A 13,946-nucleotide genomic window follows, 5' to 3' on the forward strand; every position below is an offset into this window, starting at 1 on the left:
CAGGACTCAGCCTTCACCCACGTCGCGATCTGCGGTGTTCATGACATCGCGGTACAAAAGCGCATCAGTGCTGCTGCCTCACTGGATGGCCAGATGACTTGTGTATAACGATGAGCGCAGAGCGTGGGAACGATCATCAAAAAGGATCCGGGGGCACGTCACCTTCGGTGCCGGTGTCGATACTCACCACCACCGACATCCCCGGCCGGAGCCGTTCGAGCAGTGGCTGGTTGTCATCGACGATAATGCGCACCGGGATCCGCTGGGAGATCTTCACGAAGTTGCCGGTGGCGTTATCCGCAGGCAACAGACTGAACTCGGACCCTGTGGCAGGCGATATACGCTGCACACGGCCGTGCATGGTCTGGTCATCCAGCGCATCGACGGTGAAACTCACGGATTGGCCCAAGCGCACGTCAGCCATCTGGGTTTCTTTCATGTTGGCGATGATCCAGCGCCGCTCCGGCACCAGCGCCATCAACTGCGCGCCGGAATTGACATACGCCCCCAGACGCACACCGATCTGCCCCAGTTGACCGTCACGGGGTGCCACGATGCGGGTGTTGTCCAGGTCGATACGTGCCAGCTGAATCGCCGCCTCGGCGTTGGCGACCGAAGCCTCCAGTGAACCCCGGTTGACGATCACCGTCTGCAGGTCCTCGCGGGCAATCTGCAAGGTTGCCTTGGCTTCGGCCACTGCGGCGCTTGCCTGGGCATCGGCGGCACGGGTCACGTCCAGCTCGCTTTTCGATACCGAACCATCGGTCACCAGCGCCTGATTGCGGCGCAGATCGGCGGCGCTCTTGCGGCTCTGGGCGATGGTGTTCTGCAACTGGGCCTGACGCTGAACAATGGTCGCCTCGGCGCTGCGCCGCTGTTGCAGGTTGTTGGCCAGCGAGGCCTTCTGCACGTCCAACTGGGCCAGCGCCTGATCCAGACGCTGCTTGTAAATGCGATCATCCAACCTCACCAGCAGGTCGCCCGTTTTGACGAACTGGAAGTCCTGCACCGGCACCTCGTACACGTAGCCGCTCAGTTGCGGGCTGATCAACGTGGTCTGGCCTCGCACCTGCGCATTTTCGGTGCTCTGGATCGGGCTGGTGAACGGAGGCAATTGCCACGCATAGAGGACGATCAGCACACCGGCCAGCGCGACGACGCCAAACAGCACTGAGGAGATGATGCGCTTGCGTCGCGAACTCGGGCGGCTGGTAACCGGTGATTTCAGCGGTGCAGGAGCCGGTCCGTCAGTACGCTTCACGGTTTCGCCACTCGCAGCAGCGCTGCGCTCGGCGTCTGGATTGGGGTTCGCAGTGTTGGGTTCGGTCATGAAGGTTGTGCGCCGGTCGGTGATACGGAAGGCGGAGCAGCTGGTGCAACAGGGGCCAGCGCCTGAGGTTGAGTGGTCATTTTCAGCCAGATGACCCGGAACGAAATCCAGACCATGGTCAGTACCGCAATCAACGCGATCAACATGAACACGTCGTTGTACGCCAGCACGTTGGCCTCGCGGGTGGCCGCCGTGGCCATGGCGCGGATGCCCTGAACGTTGCGTTGCGACGGGTCGGCGATCACCGAACCGTAACTGGCGCCGTAGCTTTGCAGCCGTGACTGCACCAATGGGTTGATCAACGTCAGGTGCTCGACGATGTGGCTGGAGTGAAACTTTTCGCGCACGATCTGGAACGTGCCCAAGGCAGCAGACCCGATCAGGCCGCCAATGTTCTGCGTGATCCCGAACAGCACTGAAAAACTGATCATGTTGCGGGGATTGGCAAGCACGCCGCTGATGCCCAGCACCAGCGTCGGCCCCAGAAAGAACGTACCCCCGAAGGCCAGCAGGAACTGGCTGAGGTACATGTTCGACTGGCGGGTAACGTTGGTCGAATGGCTGTCCATCCACGCCCCGACCGCCATCATCGCCAGCGAGATCAGCAACGGCTTGATCAGGTGCGCCGGATTGATGGTCAGGGCGCTGACCGCGAGACCCGCGACACTGCCCAGCAGCATCACCAGATAAAGCGTGTGCAGTTGCTGACTGCCCATGTTCAGGGCCTGAAGAAAGCCGACTGCACCCACCGATTGTTCCGACAGCACGATGCGAAACAGGATCACTGCAAGCCCCAGCCGCAGAATCGAGCCGCTGCCCAGCCAGCGAGTGATCAGCAACGGGTTGCTGCGATTGTGTTCAATGGCAAGGCCTGCGCAGATCAGCGCGATGGACGCTGCTGACGCAATGCCGATCCACGGCGCTTCCAGCCACCACTCGATGCGACCGAGCGACAACACCGCACACAGCAATGCGAACCCCGGCGCGAGCAGGCCAAAGGTCAGGAAGTCGAGTTTTTCGAACGCCTTGAAACGATCCCCCGGCGGCAGTTTGAGCATCAGCACGCAACCCAGCGACAGCATCGCCATGCCCAGTTCGAACAGATACAGGCCGCGCCATTGGGCAATCTGCAGCAGGTCCTCGGAAACCAGACGCGCCAGCGGTGTGGCCAACTGCGCGGTGCCCAGGCCGAGCACCAGCGCTTTCAGGCGCCATTTCTGCGGGAAGGCCTGGATCATGTAGTACAGGCCCAGCGTGCTGAGCGCGGCACCAACCATCCCGTGGGCTGCCCGCACCGCGATGGCCGAATCAATGTCGTTGACGAACAGATGCGCCAGCGTCACCAGCGCATACAGCACCAGAAACAGTTCGGTGAAGGCACGCAGACCGAACTGCTGCCGAAACTTCACCAGCAGCAGGTTCATCGACACGTTGGTCATGATGTAGGCGGCGGGCAGCCACGCTATGTCCTGAGAGGTCGCGCCGAGCGCGCCCTGCAGATAAGGCAGGTTGGCGATGACCAGTGCATTGCCCAGGCCGCCGGTCAGCGCCACGATCACGCCGACCAGCGCGAACGCCCAGCGCCTTGCGTTGGAGTGCAGGGGCGTCGACGGCGAACCCGGCATGGTCGGACGTTCATGGGGCGCCCATTCGCGTGGGGCGTATTTATCGCTCAAGAGAAATCGTTCATGGCAGGTCGTTCATGGAAATCATTCGTTGAAGGGCTTGAGGAATTCCATGTGTGACAGTCACAGCAGCCAGAATACTCATGAGCGCCGCGATGATTCATGTGCAGGCAGATGGATTAAAGCTCACGGCGTCGAACAGCGCCGTAAATGATGGCAATTTGAAACTTGGGGCTATGCTTAAACGCAGTTTTGCTTTGCACATTTGCACTGCTACGATCGGCTGCGACGCCGGGAACGTACAAGAAGAAAGCGCAAACGAACAAGGAGTTCAGAATGAGTTCACAGGCTTCATCCGCCCTGCCGGTCAGACGGTCCGCCAATCGGGGGGCGATTCTGGTCGAAGTACGCAATCACATTGGTCACCTGACACTCAATCGTCCTGCAGGTCTGAACGCTCTGGATCTGGAGATGGTGCGCACGCTCAGGCAACAGCTCGACGCCTGGGCCGATGACGAGGGTGTCTATGCCGTCGTGCTGCGCGGAGCGGGCGGCAAGGCGTTCTGTGCGGGCGGCGATATTCGCTCGCTTTACGAGAGCCACCGCAACGGACTGGATTTGCACCAAATATTCTTCGCCGAAGAATACGCGCTGGACCTGACGATTCATGGCTATCGCAAGCCGGTCATGGCACTGATGGACGGTCTGGTACTGGGCGGTGGCATGGGGCTGGTTCAGGGTGCGGATCTGCGCGTGGTCACCGAACGCACCCGACTGGGCATGCCTGAAGTGGCGATCGGCTATTTCCCCGATGTGGGCGGCAGTTACTTTCTGTCCCGCCTGCCAGGCGAGATTGGCACCTGGCTCGGCGTGACCGGCAGCCAGATCGGTGCGGCCGACGCGCTGTACTGCGGTCTGGCCAACTGGTCGATGAACAGCGAAATGCTGCCGCGCCTCGATCACATGCTCGATCACCTGAAATGGAAATCGACCCCGCTCAAGGACCTGCAGGGCGCCATGGCCAAGCTGGGCACCCAGCGCCTGCCCTACCCGCCTCTGGAACTGCTGCGCCCTGCCATCGACCACTTTTTCGGCCTGCCGGATATCCAGAGCATTCTTGAGCAATTGCAGGAAGTGACCATCGCCGACACTCGCCAATGGGCGCTGGACACGGTCAAACGCATGCAAGGCCACTCGCCGTTGGCGATGGCCGTGACCCTGGAACTGCTGAACCGGGGACGCCACCTTTCCCTGCACGCCTGTTTCGCCATGGAGCTGCATCTGGACCGTCAGTGGTTCGAGCGCGGCGACCTGATCGAAGGCATACGTGCCCTCATCATCGATAAAGACAAGAAGCCGCGATGGAAACACGACCGTGCGCAGGACGTCAGTGCAGCGCACGTCGAAAGTTTTTTCAGCGGCCAGGAGACCTGAGTCATGCACGACCTGGAATTGACCGAAGAACAGATCATGATTCGCGACATGGCGCGCGACTTCGCCCGCAACGAAATTGCCCCGCACGCCCAGGCCTGGGAAAAGGCCGGCTGGATCGACGATGCACTGGTCGGCAAGCTCGGCGAGCTAGGCCTGCTGGGCATGGTGGTGCCCGAGCAATGGGGCGGCACTTATATTGATTACGTGGCCTATGCGCTGGCTGTCGAAGAAATTTCTGCAGCCGACGCAGCCACCGGCACCCTGATGAGCGTCCACAGCTCGGTCGGCTGCGGGCCAATTCTCAACTACGGCACCGACGCGCAGAAACATGCCTGGCTGGAAAAGCTTGCTACCGGCCAGGCCATCGGCTGTTTCTGCCTGACCGAACCCCACGCAGGTTCCGAAGCGCACAACCTGCGCACCCGTGCCGAATTGCAGGGCGATGAGTGGGTCATCAATGGTGCCAAGCAGTTCGTGAGCAACGGCAAACGGGCAAAACTGGCCATCGTGTTTGCCGTGACCGATCCCGAGCTGGGCAAGAAAGGCCTGTCGGCCTTCCTGGTGCCCACCGAAAATTCCGGTTTCGTGGTGGATCGCAGTGAACACAAGATGGGCATACGCGCCTCGGACACCTGCGCGGTCACGCTCAATAATTGCCGTATTCCGGCCGCCAACCTGCTCGGTGAGCGCGGCAAGGGACTGGCCATCGCACTGTCGAACCTGGAAGGCGGACGCATAGGCATAGCCGCGCAGGCCCTGGGCATCGCCCGCGCCGCGTTCGAAGCCGCTTTGGCCTACGCCCGCGAACGCGTGCAGTTCGACAAACCCATCATCGAGCACCAGAGCATCGCCAACCTGCTGGCCGACATGCACACCCGCATCAACGCCACTCGCCTGTTGATCCTGCACGCGGCCCGACTGCGCAGTGCCGGTCAGCCCTGCCTGTCAGAAGCATCGCAGGCCAAGCTGTTCGCCTCGGAAATGGCCGAATGGGTCTGTTCCAAGGCCATACAGATTCACGGTGGCTATGGTTATCTCGAGGACTACCCGGTCGAGCGCTATTACCGTGACGCACGCATCACCCAGATCTACGAGGGGTCGAGCGAGATCCAGCGCCTGCTGATCGCCAGGGAATTGCGCCACTATCTGGTCTGAAGCAAGGGTCTGAGCTGTACGGTTTGAATGAACTGAAATGGCGGCTCTGATGAACATCATCAGAGCCGCCCGCTTAACGAGCGAACCGCTCCCTGCCGAGCAAGGTCACCAGCAACGTCAGTGAATCGGCATTGCTGAGCATGATGTCCGTACGCTTATCGACATCGGCGTAGAAAACGTCGCGCGCTTCATCCAGTGTCTTTTTGCCCGTGATGTGCAGGATCGTCTTCTTGCCATCGCCATCGGCGCGCTTCAGATCCCGCCATAGCCCGTCTTCCAGCTGCTTGAACAATTGACTGCGATCCGTCTGATAGGACAAGACCTTTTGCTGCAGGGCTATCTGCTGATTACGAATGCGCAACCGGTAACCTGCCGTGTCTTCCAGCAGATCGGCAAAGGGCGCCTGAGAGTCAACGTAAGCGATGTCTTCGGTGTTGAGCACCTGATGGGACAACTCATGAATCAGAATGGCTGCGCGATAATGGGCACCAAAGTGGAAACTGCCTGAGCGCATCGCCCTTACCTTGAACCGATAGGCAGGAAGCCGGAAGAACTGCTCGGTCAGGAAAATCCTTTTTTGGGGGTCCGCTTCGAAAACGAAGGCACTGCATTCCTCACGCCCGACCCTGTTGACGCCAACCACGAAGCGCGGCGAGTCGATGGGCGAAAGAGTCGGATCCATGAGCGCGTTGTACAACTTTGTCACCGACTGCCTGACAACGTCATACGTCCGGGCATCAGGCGAACCGGTTCCGAAAAACTCTCCGATGATTTTATGCGCACGAGTATCCACCGAATTTTCCGGCAGTCTGAGGCGCAGGTTGTCCAGACAGTTTTCCAGATAGCGTTGCGCCTGTGCATGCCCCTCCTCAATGGCCAGCGCCATTCCCCGGAAGGTACGGCGAATATCCAGCATGCCGCTCGAGTCCACCGCCAGTGCTTCATCAATGCTGATATCGAGCTGGCTGTTCTTGAGACGCGTGACGATACCGCCGCCGCCCTTGAGGCCCATCTGCAGATCCAGCTTCCAGCGCTGATCCTTGTCCAGTACCACTGGCGGGCCGGCCACGTCCTTTGAGGCAATGAACCAGCCATCCCGGTCGGAGCGCAACTCATAGGCGTTGCCGTCGATAGCGGCATACTTCTTCCCGCTGACCGGATCGTTGTAGGTGTTGAACAGCTCATCCTTATGCAGGGATTCAAGCGCGACATCGTGAACCTCGAACTGACGCAACCGGGTGCGGATCTGCTGGGTCAGGGAATTATTCGACCAGGAAAACTCGGGAAACGGTGGCACTTCTTCAGGTTCTTCCTCCTCAGCCTCGGGTTCTAACTGCGCAGACTGATCGCCTGCGTCATCATCCAAACGCGATGTGCCGTCCATCTGCACGTTCAGCCCGGAAGAAATCAGCATGCAGAGGGCCGCCATGAATTCCGCCACGGCCTGGCCCCAGTGTTGCTCCCCGGCCGAAGCGGCCGATCTGCTCAACAGGCTCTGCCCCTGCAACACCCCGAGCAGCGCCCCCAGTCGACCCGGCAATAGCGCCATGACCTGTTCGGCAGCCAGTCCGAAAAGGTATCGCGTTGCCGTGCTTCGCAACTCATCGCTGGTCACTGTCTGTTGCTGCACTTGAAGCGTCAGAGATTGCAGCGTGCCTTCGAACAACAGGTCCAGCGCATTGCCTTTGTAGGGTCGCACCTGCAGCGTCACCGGCTGCGGGCGCACCAGAGGCAGATCGAAGGAAGACTCGACGCTGAACGGCAGATGCGGCTCCATAAAACCGCCGTTGTCATAAATCTTGCGTTGGTCCGGCTCGATGCGATCAAGGATGAATGCCTGAAGGCTCGCGGAAGTACGGATATCATGCACAAGCCCATCAAGATCGGCATATTCGCGAAATACGAAATCTCCGTTCAAAGGGGCGTAAAGTATCCAGGGGCCAGAGCCGGTATCCGAGGACTTGGAAGGCCCGATGATGTATGTATTGATGACCGTGGTGGGCGCCCACCCCTCACTGGACGGCAGCAGATAGAGCGGACTGATCATCACCTCGCGCCCCTTGGCAGACAGACGGGCAAGACCGTCAGGCATGTTCAGAACGTGGTTGATAAAGACGAATGCGTCTTCAGACATCTCCTTCTTCAAGGTCGATGTAAAAGCACTGAGCAGCCCTGTCGCCGGCATCTGTTCGGAGAACAGTTTTTTCCGGGCGAGGTAATCGGGGTCACTCTCGACCAGCTTCGACCCCAGCAAACGCCGATAACCTTTCGCAATATCGAGCGAGTCTGCCATGTCACGGACATAGGCCACCGTAAGGGAAGGATCGAGCGTCTTACCCTTGTTTGCCGCAAGCGTAAGAACCCCATCCTGTCGGGACATGAATCGGTTCACGGCGTACTCACCAAGACTTTCGCTGACCCGCTCGGTCGCGGCTGGCAGTGCGTTGATCTGGCCGGGCGGCACCGGCGCGGGAATGTAATGCGTCAGGGTGACCGTAATGTCGTCAGGGTCAATGGCCTGCTCTGGAAAATCATGCATCAACCTGAGAATCAGTTGTCGGCGGGAATACTCATAGAGGCTGGGGATACCGAACAGAAAATCCTTCTGCGCGACGCAGGTCACATAGAAACGCTGAAGGATATCGATAAGAACGACTTGTTCCTGCGTCGAGGCGTCGCTGATCCACTGGGGCACGATGGTCTGGTAAACAACCGACTGAATGATGACACCCAGATGGTTCAGGGCATGGCGATTGGTATCGTCACGCTCTACCGAATCCAGGAGGTGGCTGAACACAGTCGGGGCCAATTGTCGCTCGACGGCCTGCTGGTAAAGGCTGGTGATCGTGTGGCGCTGCCGTTCGATCTCCTGCCCCTGCAGCGCCTCGATAAAATGCCCGCTGATGAGATGCAGATCAATCCTGACATCAGGCGCACGCGTACCACTCAGGTACTCCAGCATGGCCTGCCTGTCCGGCTCCGACAACAGCCCTCTCAATTCGGTGGCGGGTAAGGATGTCATCTCCAGCGTGATCTGTGCCTTCAATGCCGTCAGTGATTCGAAGCTCCTGAGTCCATGAGTCGGCGACCATGTGACCGGATGATCGCCTTGCTGCTTTTTGCATAAGACGAACACATTGGGAAGCGCGATGCGACGCTCCGGGCTGCCGTACCGGGCAGACACGGTATAAGCCTCGACTCGAGCCTGACCCAGTTCCTGCCTCAACGCAGGCAGTGGCCTGTTGAGGACCTGCTCCAGACTGTCCAGCACCGGTTCAGAGACCTTGCCAAGACGCCTCTGCATGGTCAGCTCCAGGCGCAGGCCGTACTCCCGGACAAGCCTCATTACTGCACCGGGTTTTACATACGTATTCAGATAGCGCGTCTGATGCGTATAGAACTCGTCAATCTGACATTCATAACGCGAGGCAAAATCGGCCAGCACGCAATTGACCATCTCCTCGATTATCGTCACAGGCAGGCTCTGCGCCAGCGAACGGGGCGATGGAGGAAGCTCGCCACCCACAACGAGCGCACCGGTCAATGCCCCGCCTGAATGCCCGCAAACCCTTCCGAGCGCCCATGAAAGCAAGGGCATCGAGTCCCCATCACCCGAAAGGGATGCCACGCGGAGTTCGCGTGAATCCAGATTGGCGTCACCCACAAGGGCCAGATAAAAATTGAGTGCACTGCGCATGCGGCCATCCACGCCGGGGTGCAGCAGTGACACCTCTCGGAACAGCAGCTCCATTTTTTCCAGTTTGCCGGCCCAGGTACCCACAGATTCGAAACTGACATCGTGCACAACAGCAGTACTCGTTTGCCAGATACGCTCGAACGCACTCTCACCCGAGCGCCAGCGACCCGGGCCGTGCAGCCCCATCAAACGGGCGTCCAGCAGAACTCTGATATCCAGAGCATCATCGACCCGGACCGGTGTTCTCGCATGTCCGAGCGTCGCCAACCCCAGGGTGTACCGGAGACTGCGCTTTTGCAGGGCAATGATCAGGTCCAGACAATGGGGAAAGAGCGACGCCGTCAGTGTCTCCGTATGCAACTCGACCTGACCGGGCGCCTCGATCAACGGCTGATCGTTCAAGGACGAAAAGAGCAGCAGGTCGGAACGACCCTGGCCATGGGACAGATACGCCTCGACCTGATTCGAATCGGCAAAATGCCTGAAACCTCTCAGAAAGGAGTAAAGGTAAACGCCACTCGGCTCCCCCTGCTCGAAATCGATCATGAACAGTCCGGTCAGCTTGACCGGCTCGTTGCTGCCAACGACGACCGACAGCCGTCGAAGCCTGATCGATTCGGACTGCGGCGACGTACCGCACGACGGTATCAGGCAGCGCAACCGGCGAAATTCAGCCACGCTCAACGAGCCGTTGCTGCGACTCGACAGCAGATGCTGACGAAAGGATTCCGTCAGCGCCTGAACGCAAACGTCGCGAACGGCCTGGCCATCGCTTCGTGTGGATGCCCAGAAATCCGTCAGCGATTGCTCATAGGTTCCGACAGCATTTTTGATCGTCTGCGAAATGGCATTCGTGCAGCGTTGCGCCTGCCCGTCGGACAACATCCGCCCACGCGCATCCAGATACTGGCGTTTCAGGCCGGTCGGCAGCGTGCGGGAAACATATTCATCCAGCACGACTTCATCCAGACGCTGGACACCGACGACACTCATTGACTGGGTCGTGTCGACCAGTTGCACAGGATGGGAGAAGACATCGACATGGAATTCGGGGCTCAGCGCCTGCAACCTTGCACTGAGCCCATGCCCCAGCACGCTCTGCAAATCGGGCAGCGCATGCAATTGTCCGAACAGGCTCTCGAGGTGTGCGGCCTGCTGAATCATGATCAGGCGCGATTGCGTCTCGAACAGTGGGGTCTGCACATGCTCGGCGTCGATTTCAACCGACTCGAAATCGACCTCCGGGAATCGCTTCTTCAACGCCATAAGGAGTGACACGCGATTGTCGAACGACTCGATACCCAACAGCAGCGTGCTCAGGAAAACCGGAGCATCGGAATCGGCAGGATCACTGATCAACAGCGCACCGGCCAGTTCGGCCAACTGCACTCTGGTGCCGCTCAGTACGAGTTTATCGACTCTGGGCAACGCCGACTCAGGCAATGTCGGGCCTTCGGTGTCTGCCAGTCTCGTTAGCCAGTCGCGTTGAGCCACGGTGATTCGAGAAGCGTCAGCCGCTTCCTGTACATCGCTTGCAAACTGCGACCTGAGTGATTCACTGAAAAAATAGGGAGGTGACGCGGGCATGTACTGTTTCCTTGAAATCGTGCCCTGTACACGCTGCTCGACAGCGTGCACAGGGACAAAAGGAAACAGCTTATTGATTGCAGCCGAAGGGCTGCGTTACATAAGGCAATTCGTCAGCTCGCCTGACCTGGGACCTGTCAGCGCTCGGCACTCAGGCCTTGTGATTCTTTTCAACCCAGGCGGCGAACGCGTTGATGAAGCTCTGCAGAAAGGGTCGTGTCTTTTCGGACAGCGTACCGGCCTCATCGAAAAATGTGCCGGCATTGCCCAGATAGGCTTCCGGCTGCTGCAGGCAAGGCACATCCAGAAATACCAGTGACTGGCGCAAGTGATGGTTTGCAGCAAAGCCGCCGATCGCGCCGGGGGACGCACTGATGACCGCACCCGGCTTACCGCTGAACGCACTTTTGCCGTAAGGGCGCGAGCCTACATCGATAGCGTTTTTCAGAGCACCTGGCACCGAGCGGTTGTACTCGGGCGTCACGAAAAGAAACCCGTCAGCGGCCGCGAGTTGCTCGCGAAACGTGGTGTAGGCAGGCGGAGCAGATTCGCCATCGATGTCTTCGTTATACAACGGCAGATCACCAATTTCGACGATATTCAGCTTTAAATTCGCAGGGGCCAACTCCGCCAAAGCAAGGGCGATCTTACGGTTGATGGACGCTTTGCGTAGACTGCCGACCAATACGGCAATGGAATGAATCTGGCTCATGGAAATATCCGTCATCTGATTCATGAAAGGGTAAGGTATAGATCACGCAAGGGGTTTAGACGAACCGAAGGCGCTTTCATTCCCTGCCCCGGCAGACACAAGCGCCGACTATTTTTTTGCAGGCGGCAAACTCCCCTATAAATCAGTGGTCTACACCCCTCGATGAATTCGTAAACCAGCAGTTATATTCAGTTTCAGAGGTTTCAAAGCAAATGGCTTCAGTTCTCGTCGGACAATTTCATGCCAGAGATGCGGAAGGTCGCGTTTATCCCGTGCATGAATTTCATGAGTCGCAGCCCGATGAGGCTCAGGGTCAGCCCGTGATCACTTATCGCCTGGCTATCGGTGACCGCGTCAAGCATCTGGGCGGGGACGATTTCGAGCTGGTGCAGTCCGGCGTGAAAATGACCCGCCTGCCGAAGTAAACCCCGACCATCAGGCCCTGTTCATGCGCGAATCAGGGCTGGGGGAAGATCAAGTACCAGAAGATCGCCGATTCGCGGGTCTGCGGATCGATGCCCCTGTAGCGCATGTGGTCCACACCGCCGACCACGAATCCACACTGCTCATACAGCTTGCAGGCCGCCAGATTGTTGTTCTGGGTTTCCAGCATGATGCCGGGAAGGTTGCGCTTGCGACTCCAGAACTGGGCGACGTCCAGCAGTGACCGTGCGACGCCATGACGTCGCGCCGACTCGTCGACGGCCAACTCATCGACATAGGCGTAGCCGCTCCAATGGGTACTGAGCACCATGTGCCCGACGGCGCGACCATCCAGCCAGGCAACCAGCACCGAGCTGCCGGCAGAATCCCGGTAATCACAGAACTCCTGTGAGTCGATGCCGTAATTCTTGCGGTAAGGCTCTACCGGCTCCACCTGCCAGGACTCGACGCTTTCCCCGACCTTCGGCGTTGCGTAACCGCGAACGGTAAACGTGAATTCGCTGTTGAGGATGTAATCCTCGAAGCACTCGTCCGCGACGCGGATACTCAGAGCAGGGTTTGCCACAGTCATGTCACCACTTTGCCGGTTGCTGTCAGGATGAAGCCTGCGCCTGGGCCTCCAGCAGTTGCACCCACAGCGCAGGCGCGCCGGATGCCTTGGCGATCGTAGACATACGCACTTCATGCTCGGCCAGTTCACTTTCGCTGGCATGAATGATTCGGCACGGGGTGCGATCGGCAGGCAGGCGGCGGATTTCGCTGCCACGATTGCTCGACCCGCCATCCGAACCATTGCCATCGGACGCATTGCCCGCCAGCGACAGACTGGTCTGTCCGCCGGTCATTGCCAGATAGACGTCAGCCAGAATCTCGGAGTCGAGCAAGGCGCCGTGCAGTTCACGACCCGAGTTGTCGACGCCGTAGCGCTTGCAGAGTGCATCAAGGCTGTTGCGCTGCCCCGGATGCCGCTCGCGGGCCATCATCAGGGTGTCGAGCACCGTACAGTGCTGGGTGATGTCGGTCTTGTCGTGAGCGCCCATCAACGCAAATTCGTTGTTGATGAAGCCAACGTCGAACGCCGCGTTGTGGATGATCAGCTGAGCGCCCTTGATGAACTCGAAGAATTCATCGGCGACTTCGGCAAAGCGCGGCTTGCCGACCAGAAATTCGTTGGTGATACCGTGCACGCCGATGGCGCCTTCATCACTCTCGCGATCAGGTTGCAGGTAAACGTGAAAATGCCGCCCGGTCAGGCGACGGCCGATCAGCTCGACGCAACCGATCTCGATGATGCGGTGCCCGTCGGTCACCGGCATACCAGTGGTTTCGGTGTCGAGTACGATCGATCTGTTGTCTGTGTTTTGCAATGCCATGAACTGATGCCTCGTTTGCAGGCCGCGATATTAGCATGTTGCAGCCCTTGCCAGCCTGTTCCCCTGCCTCACCCTGCGGCAGACAGGACGATGTCAGTCTAGCCGTGCTTGATGCCACGCACCTCGTCGACGCCACGGTTGGCCAACTGGTCGGCACGTTCGTTGCCGGGATGGCCGATATGACCGCGTACCCATTGCCATTTCACGGTGTGTCGGCTGACCTGTTCGTCCAGTTGCTGCCAGAGATCGGCGTTCTTGACCGGTTCCTTGGCTGCGGTTTTCCAGCCGCGTTTCTTCCAGTTGACCATCCACTCGGTGATGCCTTTCATCACGTATTGCGAGTCGGTGACCAGCGTGACTTCGCAGGGACGCTTGAGCTCTTCGAGGCCGCGGATGGCGCCGGTCAGTTCCATGCGGTTGTTGGTGGTGTTGGCTTCGCCGCCCCACAGCTCTTTTTCGACGCCCTTGCAGACCAGCAGTGCGCCCCAGCCGCCGGGGCCGGGGTTGCCTTTGCAGGCGCCGTCAGTGAAGAGTTCTACGCTATCGCTCATTACAACCTTTCCAGAATGATGGGCTTCATGGCGGGCGT

The 13,946-nt window shown here is 59.2% G+C and carries 10 protein-coding genes; 3 read left to right on the forward strand and 7 right to left on the reverse strand.

Annotated elements, in window-relative coordinates; all coding sequences use genetic code 11:
- Positions 1 to 136: 136 nt before the first annotated feature.
- Both CFBP1590_RS18320 and CFBP1590_RS18325 read right to left on the reverse strand, forming a co-directional pair.
- Positions 137 to 1,330 (reverse strand): HlyD family secretion protein, encoded by a 1,194-nt coding sequence (locus tag CFBP1590_RS18320; RefSeq protein WP_088235687.1) that lies wholly within the window; start codon positions 1,328 to 1,330, stop codon positions 137 to 139.
- On the reverse strand, positions 1,327 to 3,006 hold the full coding sequence (locus tag CFBP1590_RS18325; RefSeq protein WP_058430611.1) for an MFS transporter: 1,680 nt from the start codon (positions 3,004 to 3,006) through the stop codon (positions 1,327 to 1,329). Before CFBP1590_RS18325 ends, CFBP1590_RS18320 begins: the two co-directional genes overlap by 4 nt.
- A gap of 285 nt (positions 3,007 to 3,291) precedes the next feature.
- On the opposite strand from CFBP1590_RS18325, the gene CFBP1590_RS18330 reads away from it, so the two are divergent.
- Together CFBP1590_RS18330 and CFBP1590_RS18335 are read left to right on the forward strand one after the other, a co-directional pair.
- Positions 3,292 to 4,389, forward strand: coding sequence for an enoyl-CoA hydratase/isomerase family protein (locus tag CFBP1590_RS18330; RefSeq protein WP_029241499.1), 1,098 nt, complete (start codon positions 3,292 to 3,294; stop codon positions 4,387 to 4,389).
- 3 nt (positions 4,390 to 4,392) lie between these two features.
- Positions 4,393 to 5,544, forward strand: coding sequence for an acyl-CoA dehydrogenase family protein (locus CFBP1590_RS18335; protein ID WP_029241498.1), 1,152 nt, complete (start codon positions 4,393 to 4,395; stop codon positions 5,542 to 5,544).
- A 73-nt stretch (positions 5,545 to 5,617) separates the two neighbouring features.
- Here CFBP1590_RS18335 and CFBP1590_RS18340 read toward each other — a convergent pair whose 3' ends face one another.
- Positions 5,618 to 10,828, reverse strand: coding sequence for a dermonecrotic toxin domain-containing protein (locus tag CFBP1590_RS18340; RefSeq protein WP_088235688.1), 5,211 nt, complete (start codon positions 10,826 to 10,828; stop codon positions 5,618 to 5,620).
- A 151-nt stretch (positions 10,829 to 10,979) separates the two neighbouring features.
- Positions 10,980 to 11,540: an NADPH-dependent FMN reductase gene (locus CFBP1590_RS18345; RefSeq protein ID WP_043302858.1), complete on the reverse strand. Its 561-nt coding sequence runs from the start codon at positions 11,538 to 11,540 to the stop codon at positions 10,980 to 10,982.
- A 212-nt stretch (positions 11,541 to 11,752) separates the two neighbouring features.
- Between CFBP1590_RS18345 and CFBP1590_RS18350 the strand changes: the two genes are divergently transcribed.
- A complete protein-coding gene (locus CFBP1590_RS18350) occupies positions 11,753 to 11,965 on the forward strand; it encodes a hypothetical protein (protein ID WP_004883932.1) in 213 nt (70 codons plus the stop codon).
- A 32-nt stretch (positions 11,966 to 11,997) separates the two neighbouring features.
- Here CFBP1590_RS18350 and CFBP1590_RS18355 read toward each other — a convergent pair whose 3' ends face one another.
- The 3 genes from CFBP1590_RS18355 to rnhA all read right to left on the reverse strand — a co-directional run bounded on the left by CFBP1590_RS18355 (position 11,998) and on the right by rnhA (position 13,908).
- Positions 11,998 to 12,555 carry a GNAT family N-acetyltransferase gene (locus tag CFBP1590_RS18355; protein ID WP_043302834.1) on the reverse strand — a complete coding sequence of 186 codons (558 nt, stop codon included), beginning with the start codon at positions 12,553 to 12,555 and terminating at the stop codon, positions 11,998 to 12,000.
- Positions 12,556 to 12,577: 22 nt separating this feature from the next.
- Positions 12,578 to 13,357: a DNA polymerase III subunit epsilon gene (gene dnaQ / locus CFBP1590_RS18360; RefSeq protein ID WP_025994328.1), complete on the reverse strand. Its 780-nt coding sequence runs from the start codon at positions 13,355 to 13,357 to the stop codon at positions 12,578 to 12,580.
- Positions 13,358 to 13,455: 98 nt separating this feature from the next.
- A complete protein-coding gene (gene rnhA / locus CFBP1590_RS18365; RefSeq protein WP_004883928.1) occupies positions 13,456 to 13,908 on the reverse strand; it encodes a ribonuclease HI in 453 nt (150 codons plus the stop codon).
- Positions 13,909 to 13,946 lie beyond the last annotated feature (38 nt).

The sequence above is a fragment of the Pseudomonas viridiflava genome (genome assembly GCF_900184295.1).
Classification (GTDB): domain Bacteria; phylum Pseudomonadota; class Gammaproteobacteria; order Pseudomonadales; family Pseudomonadaceae; genus Aquipseudomonas; species Aquipseudomonas viridiflava.

Excerpts from the sequence above, each read along its gene's own strand:
- CFBP1590_RS18320 (WP_088235687.1), bottom strand. The coding sequence starts at position 1,330 with ATGACCGAACCCAACACTGCGAACCCCAATCCAGACGCCGAGCGCAGC.
- CFBP1590_RS18330 (WP_029241499.1), top strand. The coding sequence starts at position 3,292 with ATGAGTTCACAGGCTTCATCCGCCCTGCCGGTCAGACGGTCCGCCAAT.
- CFBP1590_RS18335 (WP_029241498.1), top strand. The coding sequence starts at position 4,393 with ATGCACGACCTGGAATTGACCGAAGAACAGATCATGATTCGCGACATG.
- CFBP1590_RS18340 (WP_088235688.1), bottom strand. The coding sequence starts at position 10,828 with ATGCCCGCGTCACCTCCCTATTTTTTCAGTGAATCACTCAGGTCGCAG.
- CFBP1590_RS18345 (WP_043302858.1), bottom strand. The coding sequence starts at position 11,540 with ATGAGCCAGATTCATTCCATTGCCGTATTGGTCGGCAGTCTACGCAAA.
- CFBP1590_RS18350 (WP_004883932.1), top strand. The coding sequence starts at position 11,753 with ATGGCTTCAGTTCTCGTCGGACAATTTCATGCCAGAGATGCGGAAGGT.
- CFBP1590_RS18355 (WP_043302834.1), bottom strand. The coding sequence starts at position 12,555 with ATGACTGTGGCAAACCCTGCTCTGAGTATCCGCGTCGCGGACGAGTGC.
- dnaQ (WP_025994328.1), bottom strand. The coding sequence starts at position 13,357 with ATGGCATTGCAAAACACAGACAACAGATCGATCGTACTCGACACCGAA.
- rnhA (WP_004883928.1), bottom strand. The coding sequence starts at position 13,908 with ATGAGCGATAGCGTAGAACTCTTCACTGACGGCGCCTGCAAAGGCAAC.